This window comes from Achromobacter sp. RT286_PF, from assembly GCF_059760425.1.
In genome coordinates, this window is sequence record NZ_JCBAMR010000036.1 from 1 (window position 1) to 15662 (window position 15662).

General features: G+C 65.3%; 11 protein-coding genes. 6 read left to right on the forward strand and 5 right to left on the reverse strand.

All coding sequences use genetic code 11. The features are described 5' to 3' along the window. Positions 1-53: 53 nt before the first annotated feature. Positions 54-3827 (reverse strand): methionine synthase, encoded by a 3774-nt coding sequence (gene metH, locus AC6LJY_RS22460; RefSeq protein WP_046807666.1) that lies wholly within the window; start codon positions 3825-3827, stop codon positions 54-56. A 458-nt stretch (positions 3828-4285) separates the two neighbouring features. Here metH and AC6LJY_RS22465 point away from each other — a divergent pair, with 458 nt between their 5' ends. The 6 genes from AC6LJY_RS22465 to AC6LJY_RS22490 all read left to right on the forward strand — a co-directional run bounded on the left by AC6LJY_RS22465 (position 4286) and on the right by AC6LJY_RS22490 (position 11615). Continuing rightward, complete coding sequence (locus AC6LJY_RS22465; protein ID WP_314365400.1) at positions 4286-6325, forward strand: TonB-dependent receptor; 2040 nt, start codon at positions 4286-4288, stop codon at positions 6323-6325. Between the two features lie 52 nt (positions 6326-6377). Continuing rightward, entirely contained in the window at positions 6378-7424 is a 1047-nt protein-coding gene (locus AC6LJY_RS22470; protein ID WP_498136805.1) for a cobalamin-binding protein, read from the forward strand. A gap of 270 nt (positions 7425-7694) precedes the next feature. Beyond that, positions 7695-8504 (forward strand): thiazole synthase, encoded by an 810-nt coding sequence (locus AC6LJY_RS22475; RefSeq protein ID WP_046807651.1) that lies wholly within the window; start codon positions 7695-7697, stop codon positions 8502-8504. Continuing rightward, complete coding sequence (thiD, locus tag AC6LJY_RS22480) at positions 8501-9343, forward strand: bifunctional hydroxymethylpyrimidine kinase/phosphomethylpyrimidine kinase (protein WP_314365409.1); 843 nt, start codon at positions 8501-8503, stop codon at positions 9341-9343. The genes AC6LJY_RS22475 and thiD overlap by 4 nt, the downstream gene beginning before the upstream one ends. Before the next feature lie 180 nt (positions 9344-9523). Then, entirely contained in the window at positions 9524-10204 is a 681-nt protein-coding gene (locus tag AC6LJY_RS22485; protein WP_046807653.1) for a protein-L-isoaspartate O-methyltransferase family protein, read from the forward strand. 79 nt (positions 10205-10283) lie between these two features. Next, a complete protein-coding gene (locus AC6LJY_RS22490) occupies positions 10284-11615 on the forward strand; it encodes a TolC family outer membrane protein (protein ID WP_046807654.1) in 1332 nt (443 codons plus the stop codon). A gap of 126 nt (positions 11616-11741) precedes the next feature. On the opposite strand, the gene rfaE2 is transcribed toward AC6LJY_RS22490, so the two are convergent. From rfaE2 to AC6LJY_RS22510, 4 genes are all read right to left on the reverse strand, one after another. Further along, a complete protein-coding gene (rfaE2, locus tag AC6LJY_RS22495; protein ID WP_314365416.1) occupies positions 11742-12230 on the reverse strand; it encodes a D-glycero-beta-D-manno-heptose 1-phosphate adenylyltransferase in 489 nt (162 codons plus the stop codon). A gap of 41 nt (positions 12231-12271) precedes the next feature. Further along, positions 12272-13150, reverse strand: a complete 879-nt coding sequence (locus tag AC6LJY_RS22500) for a ferritin-like domain-containing protein (RefSeq protein ID WP_046807656.1) — start codon at positions 13148-13150, stop codon at positions 12272-12274. Between the two features lie 182 nt (positions 13151-13332). Continuing rightward, a complete protein-coding gene (gene ubiB / locus AC6LJY_RS22505; protein WP_046807657.1) occupies positions 13333-14886 on the reverse strand; it encodes a ubiquinone biosynthesis regulatory protein kinase UbiB in 1554 nt (517 codons plus the stop codon). A 3-nt stretch (positions 14887-14889) separates the two neighbouring features. Further along, on the reverse strand, positions 14890-15528 hold the full coding sequence (locus tag AC6LJY_RS22510; protein WP_498136806.1) for a ubiquinone biosynthesis accessory factor UbiJ: 639 nt from the start codon (positions 15526-15528) through the stop codon (positions 14890-14892). Positions 15529-15662: the final 134 nt, after the last annotated feature.

Sequence of the window (15662 nt, forward strand, 5' to 3'; positions counted from 1 at the left end):
GCCTATAACAGACTGGAAAGGAACTCAGGCGCGACCTGGCGCGCCTGCGGGGATCACCCCAGGTTTGGCGCCAGCGTACGCTTCAGGTCTTCAATGCCGCGGCCGCTGCGCTTGGCGTAGTCTTCAAGCTGGTCTTCGCCGATCACGCCCACGTTGAAGTACTGCGATTGCGGGTGGCTGAAGTAAAAGCCCGACACGCTGGACGCCGGGTACATGGCGTAGCTGTCGGTCAGCATCATGCCAATGTCGCTGCCGTCCAGCACGCGGAACATATCGGTCTTGACCACGTGTTCCGGGCAGGCCGGGTAGCCGGGCGCGGGGCGGATGCCTACGTATTTTTCGGCAATCATGTCTTCGTTGGACAGGGCCTCGTCGGGCGCGTAGCCCCACAGGTCCTGCCGCACGCGGGCATGCAGGCATTCGGCGAAGCCTTCGGCCAGGCGGTCCGCCAGCGACTTCAACATGATGCTGGAATAGTCATCCAGCGCCTTCTCGAATTCCGCTTCCTTTTTCTCGATGCCGATGCCCGCCGTGACGGCGAACATGCCGATGTAGTCCATCTTGCCCGACGACTTGGGCGCAATGAAATCCGCCAGCGACTTGTTGCTGACGCCCTCGCGCTTGGCGCCCTGCTGGCGCAGGTTGCGATACGTGAACAGCACTTCGCTGCGCGTTTCGTCCTTGTAGATTTCGATGTCTTCGTCGTTGACGCTGTTGGCCGGGTAGAAGCCCACCACGCCGTTGGCGGTCAGCCAGCGGCCTTCGACAATGCGCTTCATCATGGCCAGGCCATCGGCATAGACCTTGCGGGCCTGCTCGCCCACGACCTTGTCATCAAGAATGGCGGGGAACGGGCCGAACAGGCTCCAGGTCTGGAAGAACGGGCCCCAGTCCACGTACTTCACGATCTCGGCCAAGTCATAGCTCTTGAACGTACGACGGCCGATGAACTTGGGGCGCGGCGGCGTGTAGTTGTCCCAGTCGATGACGGGGCGCGACGCGCGCGCATCCGCCAGCGGCAGAATCGGCGTGGCCTTGCGGTTGGCGTGGCGGCGGCGCACTTCCTCGTATTCCTTGGCCAGCTCGGCCAGGTACGTTTCGGATTGGTCCGACATCAGGTTGGTGGCCACGCCGACCGAGCGGCTGGCGTCGGGCACATAGATGACCGGGCCTTCGTAGTTGGGCGCGATCTTCACGGCCGTATGCACGCGGCTGGTGGTAGCGCCGCCGATCATCAGCGGCAGCTTGCGGCTGCGGAAGTAATCGTCGCGCTGCATTTCGCTGGCCACGTAGGCCATCTCTTCCAGGCTGGGCGTGATCAGGCCTGACAAGCCGACGATGTCGGCGTTTTCTTCCTTGGCCTTTTCCAGGATCTGCGCGCAGGGCACCATCACGCCCATGTTCACGACTTCGAAGTTATTGCATTGCAAGACGACAGACACGATGTTCTTGCCGATGTCGTGCACGTCGCCCTTGACGGTGGCGATGACGATCTTGCCCTTGGCGCGCACGTCGCCGCCGGCTGCCGCGATCTGGCGCTTTTCTTCTTCGATGAACGGGATCAGGTGGGCCACGGCCTGCTTCATGACGCGCGCCGACTTCACCACTTGCGGCAAGAACATCTTGCCTTCGCCGAACAGGTCGCCCACGACGTTCATGCCGTCCATGAGCGGGCCTTCGATGACCTCGATAGGGCGACCGCCCCGGTCAAAGATCTTCTGGCGCACCTCTTCGGTGTCTTCCACGATGAAGGTGGTGATGCCGTGCACCAGCGCGTGCGACAGGCGCTGCTCAACGTCGGCCTTGCGCCAGGTCAGGTCTTCTTCGCGCTTGGCGCCCGAGCCCTTCACGCTGTCGGCAAACTGCACCAGGCGTTCGGTGGGCGTGCGTTCGTCGGACGGGTCCGTCTTGCCGACGGGGTCGGGGCGATCCAGCACCACGTCTTCGACCAGGTCGCGCAGCTTGGGGTCCAGGTCGGCGTACACGCCCAGCTGGCCGGCGTTGACGATGCCCATCGTCATGCCTTCCTTGACCGCGTAATACAGGAACACGGTGTGGATGGCCTCGCGCATCGGCTCGTTGCCGCGGAACGAGAAGCTGACGTTGGACACGCCGCCCGAGATGCGGGCGTGGGGCAGGTTTTGGCGGATCCAGCGGGTGCCTTCGATGAAGTCCACCGCGTAGTGGTTGTGTTCGTCGATGCCGGTGGCGACCGCGAAAACGTTCGGGTCGAAAATGATGTCTTCCGGCGGAAAGCCTTCTTCTTCGACCAGGATCTTGTACGCGCGGCCGCAGATTTCCTTGCGGCGCTCCAGCGTGTCGGCCTGGCCGAGCTCGTCAAAGGCCATGACGACCACGGCCGCGCCGTAGCGGCGGCACAGGCGGGCGTGATGGCGGAAGGGCTCGATCCCTTCCTTCATGGAAATAGAGTTCACCACCGCCTTGCCCTGCACGCACTTCAGGCCGGTTTCGATGACTTCCCACTTGGAACTGTCAATCATCACCGGCACGCGCGCGATGTCGGGCTCGGACGCGATCAGGTTCAGGAAGCGGTGCATGCAGGCCACCGAATCCAGCATGGCCTCGTCCATGTTGATGTCGATGATCTGCGCGCCGTTCTCGACCTGCTGGCGCGCCACGGCCAGCGCCTCGTCGTACTTTTCCTCGCGGATCAGACGGGCAAACATCTTGCTGCCCGTCACGTTGGTGCGTTCGCCCACGTTGACGTACAGCGTGTCCTCGTCGATGTTCAGCGCTTCCAGGCCGGACAGGCGCGTCTTGACGGGAATGTCCGGCACGACGCGCGGCGTCAGCGCCGTGACCTTGTCGGCGATGGCGCGAATGTGGTCCGGCGTGGTGCCGCAACAGCCGCCCGACATGTTGACCAAGCCGGCGCGGGCGAATTCTTCCAGCAGCGCGGACGTGTCGGCCGGCGTTTCGTCAAAGCCGGTTTCGGCCATGGGGTTGGGCAGGCCGGCGTTGGGATACACGCAGACGTAGGTGTCGCAGATCTTGGACAGCTCGGCCACATACGGGCGCATCAGCGCCGCGCCCAGCGCGCAGTTCAGGCCGATGGTGATGGGGCGCGCATGGCGCACGGAGTTCCAGAAGGCTTCAACCGTCTGGCCCGACAGGATGCGGCCGGACGCGTCGGTGACGGTGCCCGAGATCATGACGGGCAAACGGATGCCGCGCGCTTCGAACACTTCTTCGGTGGCGAAGATGGCGGCCTTGGCGTTCAGCGTGTCGAAAATGGTTTCGATCAGGACGATGTCGATGCCACCGTCCAGCAAGCCGTTCAACTGCTCTATATAGGCCACGCGCAATTCGTCGAACGTGACGTTGCGCGCGCCGGGGTCGTTCACGTCGGGCGAGATCGACGCGGTCTTGGGCTGCGGGCCCAGGGCGCCGGCGACGAAGCGCGGCTTGTCCGGCGTGCTGTAGGCGTCACAGGCTTGGCGCGCCAATTGCGCGGAAACCAGGTTCAGTTCGTAGGCCAGTTCCGGCAGGTCGTAGTCGCCCTGCGCGATGGTGGTGGCGCCGAAGGTGTTGGTCTCGATGACGTCGGCGCCCGCTTCCAGGTATTGCCGATGGATCTCGGAAATGACATCGGGGCGCACCAGCGACAGCAGCTCGTTGTTGCCCTTGACGTCTTTGCCGTGGGCCGCGAAACGCTCGCCCCGGAAGTCGGCTTCGCCCAGCTTGTAGCGCTGGATCATGGTGCCCATGGCGCCGTCCAGGATCAGGATGCGCTTGCCCAGCAGGCGGGCGAATTCGCCACCCTGGGTATAGGCTTCGGGCGGGTACGGCAGGCGGGGATACGACACGGGCAGGTCCAGATAAAGTTGGCCAACAGCGGCGCGGATGTGGCTAAAAAGCGAAAAACGCCGAAAAAACAAGCCCTGATCGTAACAAAACGGGGTCTCTCGCGCCCTCGGGTGATACAGTTTCGGCCCCGAACCGGTGCTTTCGGCGCATCAGGCTGGCAAGAACACAACACTTGCCTGTCCGCGTGCGAAAGGTAAACGGGAAACAGGAAGATGCCCGCCCGGGCCGCCGCGCCGCCTTGCCCCCCAGCAGGCAGCCGGCAAGCCCCGCGTCCAGCCTGTGCTGCCCCCGCAACGGTCCCCATGCGCTTTTCAAGCCCATGGCAGCCCGATACCGGCCAGTTCGCTCGTCAGGAAGTCCGTCGCCGCCGCCAGGCCAGCCTGGTGCGCCGTGGCGCGCGGACGTCCTTCCATCGTGATTGGCCTGCGGGGTCGCGGGTCGCATCGAGGTTATGTAGATGAAAGCCCGCTCTATCCGGCGTTACGCCGGCGCCCTGCTCTGTTCCGCTCCGGCCATCGCCGCCGCCCAGCAAGCTGCCACCTCCGAACTCGACCCGGTCATCGTGACCGCCCAGCGCGTGCCGACCGACGGCCGCACGCTTCCAATATCGATTTCGGTGATCACCGCCCAGGACATCGCCGCCAGCAGCGCGCGCACCATGCAGGACCTGCTGTCGACGCAGGCCGGCGTCAACCTGATCAACACCAGCAGCTCCAGCGACAACGCGATTGTCGACCTGCGCGGCTTCGGCATCACAGGCGCCAGCAACACGCTGATCATGATCGACGGCGTCAAGCAGAACACCAACGACCTGTCGGCCCCCAGCCTGGGCGTGGTGCCGCTGGACCAGGTGGAACGCATTGAAATCGTGCGCGGCAGCGGTTCGGTGCAATACGGCGGCGGCACGACCGGCGGCGTGATCAACATCATCACCCGGTCCGATTTCTCGAAAGAACCGGTCACCGCCCGCGCCACCGCCACGTTCGGCAGCTATGGCCTGCGCCAATACGACGCGGCCGTCGCCATGAACAACCAGAAGGTGGGCGTTGACGCCTACCTGCAATCGCTGCACACCGACGGCTACCGCGACCACAGCGGCGAGCGCCGCGAAGGTGGCGGCGGCGGCATCACGCTGCGCCACGACAACGGCTCGATCCGCCTGTACGGCCGCACCACCACGCAAAAGCTGGAGTTGCCCGGCCCGCGCCTGATCAGCCCGTCGACCGGCGTGAACGAATTCCAGGACGACCCGCGCGGCGCGAAGAACGATGTGGACTTCGTCAAGACCACGTCCACCACCTTCGGCCTGCAAGTCGAGCAGGCCATTGGCGTGGGCACCTTGTACGCCGACCTGTCCACCCGCGAAAAGAAGCTGAACGGCCTGACGTATGACGGCTTTGGCGACACGCTGCGCGACCAGAAGCTGGAAGAGAACATCGCCAGCGTGCGCTATCGCCTGCCGATCAACGGCGGCCACAGCCTGGTGTTCGGCGCCGACGCGCAAGAATCCAAGACCACCGCCAACCAGAACGCCTACTACGACTTCGAACCGTCCAAGTGGCAGTCGCGCCAGCACCAGTACGGGCTGTTCGCCGAAGGCCTGTTCCGCGCCACCGACAGCACCACGGTCACGGCCGGCGTGCGCCGTCAGTACGCGTCGGACGACCTGGAAGTGCTCAGCGGTTCGGGCACCCCGTCGGATCGCAGCAACCACCTGACCGCCTGGCAGCTGGGCGTGCGCCAGGACCTGTCCGCCGGCTTCGGCCTGTACGGCAAGGTCGGCCGCAGCTTCCGCCTGCCCAACGCCGACGAACTGCTGTCGGTGCAAAGCCCGCTGGCCGCGCAAACGTCCACCGACAAGGAAATCGGCGTGACGTGGCAAGGCGCCGCCAGCAGCGCCCGCCTGTCGTACTTCCGCTATGACCTGACCAACGAAATCCAGTACAACCCGCTGGCCGACGGCATGTGGGGTCCGGGCACCGGCGCCAACACCAACCTGGACCCGACCCGCCGCCAAGGCATCGAACTGGAAGGCCGCACCGCCGTGTCCAGCAGCGTCACGCTGGACGCCAACCTGACCTGGATGGAAGCGCAATTCCGCTCGGGCAACTACGCGGGCGTGGACCTGGCCGGCAAGACCGTGCCGCTGGCGCCCAAGTGGCTGGCCAATGCGGGCGTGACGTGGCGCCCCACCGATGCGTTCCTGTGGAACGTGTCGGCGCAGTATGTGGGCAAGTCGCGCATGGACAACGACCAGGCCAACCAATTCGACAAGGAACTGGATGCCTACGTGCTGTTCAACACGAAGGTCGCGTACAAGTTCACGCGCAACGTCGAAGGCGCCATCGGCGTGAACAACATCTTCGATCGCCAGTACGCCACCTACGGCATACGCGGCGGCAATGCGTCGTTCGAAATGCTGGGGCCGGTTGCCAACTACAACCTGTACCCGGCGCCGGGCCGTAATTTCTACGCCTCGCTCACGCTGCGCTATTGATGGCGGACATCCGATATAGTCGGCGTTCTTTGCTGACCTTATCGGCTCTTGCATGACGTTCGCACGCGCATTGACCCGCCCCCGCCCGGGGCGGTCCCTGAAGCGGTCCCTGGGCCTTGTGCTGGCCCAGGGCGCCCTGCTGGCTTCGGCGACGACCATGGCCGCAACGTCGGTCGCATCCTCCGCCGCATCCTCGGCAGCAACGTCGGCCGTACTCTCGGCCGCAACGTCGTCCGCACCCTTGGCCAGTACCCCGGCCGCTACCCCGGCCGCAACGCCCGCCGGCACCGCCATCCACACGCAGGACGACAAGGGCCGCCCGGTTTCCCTGGCCGCGCCCGCGCGCCGCGCCGTCACGCTGGCGCCGCATGCAACCGAACTGGTATTCGCGGCCGGCGCGGGCAACTATCTTGCCGCCACCATCCGCGGCAGCGACTACCCCCCGGCCGCGCGCCAGGTGCCCGTGATCGGCGACGGCACGCAGCCCGACGCCGAGCGCGTGGCCGCCGTCCGCCCCGACCTGCTGATCGCCTGGCAACCCAGCGCCGCGCAACCTGTCGTGCGTGTCATGGACAAGCTGGGCGTGCCGGTGTTCTACAGCGACCCCCTGACGCTGGCCGCCATTCCCGACGCCGTGGAACGCATGGGCGTGTTGTTCGGCACCCAGGCGCAAGCCGGACCGGCCGCCGCGCAACTGCGCGCGCGCCTGGCCGCCCTGACCGCGCGCTACGCTGGACGCCGCCCGGTGCGCGTCTTCATCCAGGCCGGGCTGGACCCGATCTACACCCTGAACGACAGCAGCATCGTCAGCGACGCGCTGCGCATCTGCGGCGGCGTCAACGTCTTTGGCCTGGCGCCCGTCGTGGCCCCCCAGGTCAGCCTGGAAGGCGTGCTGGCCGCGCGGCCCGAGGCCGTGCTGGCAGGCGTGAGCCGGCCTGAAGACACCGCCCGCAACCTGGCCGCGTGGCAGGCGCTGGGGCTACCCGCCGCCCGCCTGGGGCATGTGTACGGCGTGGATGCCGACGCGCTGTATCGGCCGGGGCCGCGCCTGATCGACGCGGCCGAGGCCGTCTGCGCCGATCTGGACCGGCTGCGCTGATCCGTTCCTTGCTGATCCGTTCCTTGCTGATCCTTTCTTGCTGATCCTTTCTTGCTGATCCTTTCTTGCTGATCCTTTCTTGGCGATCCCTTCTTGGCAATCCCTTCTTGCTGATCCGTTCTTGGCAATTGCCGCAATCCTTGAAAAACGGAACGCGGCTTCCCAGGGACTTCCGCATGCGGCGCGACATCGTGCTTTATCATTCGCGAAAGCCTTTCAGTCAGCCTCCCGCGGGTATCGCTGCGCGCACCCGCCCTTTGAAACACCGCCATGACCACACAAGACACCCTCACCATCGCCGGGCGCGCCTATTCGTCGCGCCTGCTTGTCGGCACCGGCAAGTACAAAGACTTCGAACAGACCCGCGCGGCGCTGGATGCCAGCGGCACGGAAATCGTCACCGTTGCCATCCGGCGCACCAACATCGGCCAGAACGCCGGTGAACCGAACCTGCTGGACTACGTCCCGCCGTCGAAATTCACGCTGCTGCCCAACACGGCCGGCTGCTACAGCGCCGACGACGCCGTGCGCACGCTGCGCCTGGCGCGCGAACTGCTGGACGGCCATGACCTGGTCAAGCTGGAAGTGCTGGGCGACCCGCACACGCTGTTCCCCAACATGCCGGAAACCCTGAAGGCCACCAAGACCCTGGTCGACGACGGCTTCAAGGTCATGGTCTATTGCACCGACGACCCCATCCAGTGCCGCATGCTGGAAGACATGGGCGCCGTGGCGGTGATGCCATTGGCGTCCCTGATCGGCTCGGGCATGGGCATCCTGAACCCCTGGAACCTGCGCCTGATCATCGACCAGGCCCGCGTGCCGGTCGTGGTGGACGCCGGCGTGGGCACTGCGTCCGATGCCGCCATCGCCATGGAACTGGGCTGCGACGCCGTGCTGATGAACACCGCCATCGCCGCCGCGCAAGACCCGATCCTGATGGCCAGCGCCATGAAGAAGGGCGTGGAAGCCGGCCGCGAGGCCTTCCTGGCCGGCCGCATGCCCAAGAAGCTGTACAGCGGCGCGCCCAGCTCGCCCACCGAAGGGCTGATCACCGGCGGCCCGGGCGCGCAGAAATGAGCTCGCGCCAACAGGACGGCAACGCCCGTCCCATTCCCAACGCGTTGACCATCGCGGGCGTCGACCCCTCCGGCGGCGCCGGCATCCTGGCCGACGTCAAGGCCATGAGCGCGCTGGGCGCGTACGGTTGCGCCGTCATCGCGGCGCTGACCGCGCAGAACACCCAGGGCGTCACCGGCATTTCGGCCGTGTCGCCCGCCTTCGTGGGCTTGCAGATCGATACGCTGTTCACCGACGTGCGCATCGACGCCGTCAAGATCGGCATGCTGGGCCAGTACCCGGTGATTGAAATGGTGGCCGAAAAGCTGGCCAAGTGGACCCCGGCGCACGTGGTGCTGGACCCGGTCATGGTGGCCAAAAGCGGCGACCTGCTGCTGGAGAACGATGCCGTGGGCGCCATGCGCGAGGCGCTGCTGCCGCAGTGCACGATGCTGACGCCCAACCTGCCCGAAGCCGGCGTGCTGCTGGAAGAGCGGCCGGTGGAAACCGTCAAGGAAATGCGGCGCGTGGCCGAACGCCTGCGCAACAAGCTGGCGCACTCGGGCGAACGCTGGGTGCTGGTCAAGGGCGGCCATCTGCCCGGCAACGAAACCATCGACCTGCTGCACGACGGCGACCGCATGATCGAACTGCCCGGCCACCGCATCGAAACGGCCAACACCCACGGCACCGGCTGCACCTTGTCGGCCGCGCTGGCGGCCTTGCTGCCCCAAATCGGGGACGTACCAGAGGCCGCGCGCCGCGCCAAGGCCTACCTGACCGAAGCCATCCGCCACGCCGAACGGCTGTCGGTAGGATCGGGCCACGGGCCGGTCCACCACTTTCACGCCTGGTGGTAGCAGGCCCGGCGCCCCGCCATGCAAGCAGGGGTTGCGGATTATCGCGGCGCTTTTCGAAGCGCCGCGGTCGTTTCAGGCATCGTCACCCGGGCTGAAACGCCTGCTTGGCCCGAGCGCCGTCACAGGACGCTACGAATCGGTACAATGGCCGCCTGATTCCTCTGTTTTTTCCTGACCGTCATGAACGCTTCGACCCTGCCCGACGTAGAACAAGCCCGCTTCAATATGGTGGAACAGCAGATCCGCCCGTGGGACGTCCTGGACGCCAACGTGCTGCAAGCGCTGTTCGATGTGCGCCGCGAACAATTCGTTCCGCCGGCCCTGCGCGCCTTGGCGTTTTCCGACCTGGAACTCCCGCTTGAAATCAATGCGGTCAACACCCGCCAGACCATGCTCGCCCCCAAGGTTGAAGCGCGTCTGGCGCAAGACCTGCAATTGACCAAATCCGACTGCGTGCTGGAAATCGGCACCGGTTCGGGCTACCAGGCCGCGCTGCTGGGCTATCTGGCCCAACAGGTGACCTCGGTTGAAATCGACAGCCGCCTGGTGACGTTCGCGCAGCAGAACCTGCAAATGAACAACGTCACCAACGTCAAGGTCGAAACCGGCGACGCCCGCAACGGCTGGGGCTCGACCGAATACGACGCGATTCTGGTCACGGGTTCGGTGCCCGTCGTGCCGGACGCGCTCAAGTACCAGTTGCGCGTGGGCGGCCGTCTGGTCGTGATCGTGGGCCAAGCCCCCGTCATGACGGCCTGTCGCATCACCCGCACCACCGCCGCCAGCTTTGAAACGGTGAACCTGTTTGAAACCGTGATCAAGCCGCTGCGCGGCGTCGCGGTATCCCAGTTCAAGTTCTAAACCCTATCCCCGCCGCCCCGTGCCAGCCCCGCATCGGGGCCCGGGCACCCTGGGGCGGCCCGGCGTATCGTTGAAAATCATGCGCGTCCGATTGCTTACGGCTTTACTGGTTTTTACCGCCGCCGCAAGCGTCGGCCCGTTGCCCGCATTTGCGCAGAACCTGATCCAGGTCTGGCAAGCCGCCCTGGGCAATGACCCCACCTATGCCGCCGCCCGCGCCAACTATCGCGCCGGGCTGGAAAAAGAACCGCAAGCCCGCTCGCTGCTGCTGCCGCTCATTTCGGCCGAAGCCGGCGGCGCATATCAGGAAACGCGCAGCACGCGCGGCCTGGGCGTGGCCTACAGCGGCGGCCGTGGCGTCTGGGATCTGGCGCTGACGCAGCCGCTGTTCGATTGGGGCCGGTGGCAAAACTACGAGCAGTCCAAGCTGATCGTGGCCGATGTCGAAGTGCAGTTGCAGCAGGCCTATCAAGACCTGCTGCTGCGCGTGGCGGACGCCTATTTCAACGTGCTGTACGCGCAAGACGCGCTGACCGCGACCGAGGCCGAGAAGGCAGCCGTGGCGGGTCAGCTGGAGTCGGCCAAGCGCAATTTCGAGTTGGGCAATTCCACCGTTACCGACACCTATGAAGCGCAGGCGCGCTACGACCTGGTGGTCGCACAGGAATTGCGTCTGCAAAACGACCTGGACGTGCGCCGCGACGAACTGGCCAAAATCATCGGCACGGCGCCCGGCGCGCTGGCCGAACTGCCCTACGGCGTGCAACTGCCGTCGCCACAGCCGGCCCGCGTGAACGACTGGAGCACGCAAGCCGAGTCGTCCAGCCTGGACGTGCTGCGCGCGCAGTTGCTGACCCGCATCGCGGGCCGCGAAATCCAGATCGCCAAGAGCGGCCACTATCCCACCCTGAACCTGCGCGCCACCAGCGGCAGCGCCAGTGACGCCATCATGCGCAACGCGGCGCCGGGCAAGCCCATCGACAACACGGTGGGCGTGGTGCTGTCCATTCCGCTGTATTCCGGTGGCGGTGTGTCGTCCCAGGTGACCGAGAAGGTGCAGCTGGAACAAAAGGCCCGTCACGACTTCGAAACCGCGCGCCGCCAGGCCATCCAGGCCGCGCGCCAGTACTACACGGGCGTCACCAGCGGACTGGCCCGCATCCAGGCGCTGGAAGCCGGCGAAAAATCCAGCCGCGCCGCCGTCGAGGCCAACCGCACCGGCTACGAAGTCGGCGTGCGAATCAACCTGGACGTGCTCAATGCGCAGCAGCAGTTGTACGCCACGCAGCGCGATCTGGCGCTGGCCCGCTACAGCACGGTGCTATCGGGGCTGCGGCTAAAGGCCACCAGCGGCATCCTGGCGGAAACGGATCTGGAAGCGATCAACAGGCTGCTGCGGGAACCGCGCTGAGGCGGGGGATCGGGCTTGGATGCGGTGGGATGGGCTTGGGCCACGGGCTATGGGCTACGGACAAAAAAGGCGGCTTGCACAAGCCGCCTTTTTTCATGCCCTGCGTAGGCTCAACGCCGCTTGGCCTCAGCCGCCCTGGATCTTTTTCACCAGCGCCGTCGTGGACCGCTGGAATTCGAACGGTATGGCCACGGCGCGACCGCCCCAGCTTTTGACCAGGGCCGTTTCCGGCAACGTTTCCATGTCGTAATCGCCGCCCTTGACGATCAGGTCGGGCTTGAGCTGGCCGATCAGCGCTTCGGGCGTGTCTTCGTGAAACGACGTGACCACGGTCACGCAGCCCAGCGCGGCCAGCAGCGCGGCGCGGTCTTCCATGCGGTTCAGCGGGCGCTCGGCGCCCTTGCCCAGGCGGCGCACCGATTCATCGGTGTTCACCGCCACCACCAAGGTCGCGCCCAACTGCGCGGCCTGGTCCAGATACGTGGCATGGCCACGATGCAGGATGTCGAAGACCCCGTTGGTGAACACCAGCGGCCTGGGCAGGCGGCCGGCGGCAACGGCGGCGACGCATTCGTCGCGGGACAGGACTTTGGATTCAAAACGGGCGGCGGACATGCGGCGATTATATCCGCGCGCCCACCGCCCGAAGGTGGCGTTCAGGCGCCGCCCAGGATGATCTGCTTTTCCTTCGGTACGACCAGCGCCGTCATTTCCTTGCGGTAGCGGTTCAGGTCCTTCACCGTTTCAAAGCTGCGATCCATCAGCTTGGACAGGATGTGCAGAATGCGGCTGGCCACCTTCTGTTCCCAGATGCCGTCAAAGCGGATCTGCGTGTCCAGCCAGTGCTCAAGCCAGCCCGGCTCGGGCAGGCGCGACTGCACCGTGTCGTTGGGGAACAGGTCTTTGTTGACGTGCAGGTTGGTCGGGTGCAGCGCCTGCTGCGTGCGCCCGGCCGACGCCATCAGCACGCCGATCTTCGAGAACGCCAGGCGGGCTTGCTCGCTGGTGTCCTGGCCACGGTCGTGCAGCGCGCGGCGCATGTATTGCAGGTACGCGCCGGCATGGCGGGCTTCGTCCTGCGCCACGGTCTTGTAGATGGCCTTGATGACCGGCTCGGTGTGCCATTCGGCAGCGCGGCGATACCAGTGGTTCAAGCGGATTTCGCCGCAGAAATGCAGCATCAGCGTTTCCAGCTCGGGCGCCGCGTCGAATTCAAAGCGCACGTTGTGCAGCTCTTCTTCGGTGGGCACCAGGTCGGGCCGGAAGCGGCGCAGGTATTCGATCAACACCAACGAGTGCTTTTGCTCTTCAAAGAACCACACCGACATGAATGCGCAGAAGTCGCTGTCCCCGCGGTTGTCGCGCAGGAACATCTCCGTGGCGGGCAGCGCCGCCCATTCGGTGATGGCGTTCATTTTGATCGTTTGCGCTTGCTCGTCAGAGAGCTTGCTGCGATCGAAATCTCCCCAGGGGATGTCGTGCGCCATGTTCCAGCGCACGGCTTCCATGGTCTTGAAGAGTTCAGGATAAAGCATGGTCTGCCCTTGTATTCGTCCCGCTTGTGGGGCGATAGAAATTAATGAATGGCGCGCGCGTCGTTCCGGCGAGTGACGCTGCTTTCATCCACCGCAGCGCTATTTTTCGCCGTTTCCCGCGAAGCTATGATGACCGTTTCATGAATGAAACATGACAGAGTTCGTCTAGACCATCGCGCCGCCTATCGGGTCAAGGCCCAGATTGCGACCCCGATCGCAAGAGCCAACACCCCAACCAGCGCTGCAACCAGCCGGTTGTTCTGTTCCTGGGCGCGCCGCAGGTGAATCATCTCGGCCAGCAGCGCGGGCGAGACGTTCGGGCGGCTCAGGTGGTCATGGACCAGCCTGGGTAAAGCGGGCAGCATTTGCGACCACTGCACGGCTTCTTTTTCCAGGCTTTGACGCAGCCCCTTGAATCCGACACGCTGGCGCATCCAACGTTCCAGATAGGGCTTGGCGGTCTTCCAGAGATCCAGGTCGGGATCGAGCTGACGGCCCAATCCCTCGACGTTCAGCAACGTCTTTTGCAGCAGCACCAGCTGCGGCTGGATCTCGACATTGAACCGGCGCGACGTCTGGAACAGGCGGAGCAGAACCTGCCCCAGCGATATTTCCGACAACGGCCGGTCAAAGTAGGGTTCGCAGACGGCGCGCACCGCGCCTTCCAGTTCTTCTTCGCGCGTGTCGGCCGGCACCCAGCCGGACTCGATGTGCAACTGCGCCACGCGGCGGTAATCGCGGTGGAAGAAGGCCAGGAAATTCTGCGCCAGATAGTTCTTGTCGAATTCGGACAACGACCCGACGATGCCGAAGTCCAGCGCGATATAGCTGCCCAGCGTGTCGGGGCGATCCGACACGTAGATGTTGCCCGGGTGCATGTCGGCGTGGAAAAAGCCGTCGGTGAAGACCTGCGTGAAGAAGATTTCCACGCCGGTGCGCGCCAGGGTCGGGATGTCGATCCCGGCCTCGCGCATGCGTTCCACCTGGCCCACCGGCATGCCGTACATGCGCTGCATGGTGAACACGGTGGACGCCGTGTATTCCCAGATCACTTCAGGCACGATCAGCATGTCGCCGCGGCCCGATTCCGGGCCGAAATTGCGGCGCAGCTGGCTGCAATTGGACGCTTCGCGCACCAGGTCCAGCTCGTCGTGCAGGTACTTGTCGAATTCGGCCACGACTTCGCGCGGCTTCAGGCGGCGGCCATCGGCGCCCAGGCGCTCGATGATGCGCGCCACGATCTTGAGCAGCGACAGGTCTTTTTCGATGATGCCCAGCATGCCCGGGCGCAGCACTTTCACGGCGACTTCGCGGCCGTCGTGCAGCACGGCAAAGTGCACCTGGGCGATGGAGGCGGACGCGACCGGGTCCACGTCGAACTGCGCGAACAGCTTTTCAGGCGGCGCGCCCAGCGCGGCCTCGATGCAGGCTGCGGCCTGCGCGGACGGGAACGGCGGCACGCGGTCTTGCAGCAAGGCCAGTTCGTTGGCGATATCCGCCGGGATCAGGTCGCGGCGCGTGGACAGCACCTGGCCAAACTTGACGAAGATGGGGCCCAGGGATTCCAGCGCCAGGCGCAGGCGTTGCCCACGCGGCTGGCGCGGGCGGGTGCCCAGGCGGATGACGCGCAGCAGGCAGGTGGCCAGCGGATGATTCAGGCTGGACAGGACCAGTTCGTCCAGGCCATAACGCAGCGATACGACGATGATGCGAATAAGGCGCAGCAGGGGAAACATATATCAGGCGCCCCGCTTTGCGCTGGCGGACGCCAGACGGGTTTGCAGGGCGGTGGCCGAACGCGCCAAGGCGTCGGCGCTTGCGGTGAGCTCGGCCAGATCCAGGCGCCATTGCTCCAGCGCCGGGCGGCCCACCAGTACGCCGCTTTCTTCAGCCAGGTATTCAGACACATTTTCCGCCAGGCGCTTGCCGGCGTTACGCGCGCCATCGGCCGCCGAGCGGGCGCCGCCCACGATGCGCAGTGCGGCGATATCGCCCACCACGCGGGCCAGGGCGTCTTCGGGATCGAAACGCAGCTGCTTGGCAAGGTCGGCTACGACCTGGGCCAGCGCGGCGTCGCCCGAAATATGCGTGGCCTGTGCGAAATCTGGCGTTTCACGGTCAGCGCCCAAACGCGGCAGGGGCAGCTTTTCAGGCGCCACCGTCAGCGTCACATCCGGCACCACGGCGGGGTCGGCCTGGGACGCCAGGCCTTCGCTATCGATCGTCAGGCCCAGCGTGAAGCCACCCAGCGCAAAACGCACCGTCTTGCCGGCGTGCCGCGCCAGGCGCTCGCGCGCCCATTCTTCGCGCCTCAACAGGGCGTTGAGCGCACTGACAGCCATTCGAGAGGGCGTGGGCAAGAAGGAAAAAGGCAGCATGACGGTGTGCAACACCCCGGGGCAGGGCTTGCCGCAATTAGTGGCTAAATCGGGAGTGTAACGGGTTAGATGGCACCGCGTTTAGTACAACGGGACAAGGAAAAACCGGCCCTTCTAGGGCCGGTTCGAGTGGA

Excerpts from the sequence above, each read along its gene's own strand:
- AC6LJY_RS22465 (WP_314365400.1), top strand. The coding sequence starts at position 4,286 with ATGAAAGCCCGCTCTATCCGGCGTTACGCCGGCGCCCTGCTCTGTTCC.
- AC6LJY_RS22470 (WP_498136805.1), top strand. The coding sequence starts at position 6,378 with ATGACGTTCGCACGCGCATTGACCCGCCCCCGCCCGGGGCGGTCCCTG.
- AC6LJY_RS22475 (WP_046807651.1), top strand. The coding sequence starts at position 7,695 with ATGACCACACAAGACACCCTCACCATCGCCGGGCGCGCCTATTCGTCG.
- thiD (WP_314365409.1), top strand. The coding sequence starts at position 8,501 with ATGAGCTCGCGCCAACAGGACGGCAACGCCCGTCCCATTCCCAACGCG.
- AC6LJY_RS22485 (WP_046807653.1), top strand. The coding sequence starts at position 9,524 with ATGAACGCTTCGACCCTGCCCGACGTAGAACAAGCCCGCTTCAATATG.
- AC6LJY_RS22490 (WP_046807654.1), top strand. The coding sequence starts at position 10,284 with ATGCGCGTCCGATTGCTTACGGCTTTACTGGTTTTTACCGCCGCCGCA.
- rfaE2 (WP_314365416.1), bottom strand. The coding sequence starts at position 12,230 with ATGTCCGCCGCCCGTTTTGAATCCAAAGTCCTGTCCCGCGACGAATGC.
- AC6LJY_RS22500 (WP_046807656.1), bottom strand. The coding sequence starts at position 13,150 with ATGCTTTATCCTGAACTCTTCAAGACCATGGAAGCCGTGCGCTGGAAC.
- ubiB (WP_046807657.1), bottom strand. The coding sequence starts at position 14,886 with ATGTTTCCCCTGCTGCGCCTTATTCGCATCATCGTCGTATCGCTGCGT.
- AC6LJY_RS22510 (WP_498136806.1), bottom strand. The coding sequence starts at position 15,528 with ATGCTGCCTTTTTCCTTCTTGCCCACGCCCTCTCGAATGGCTGTCAGT.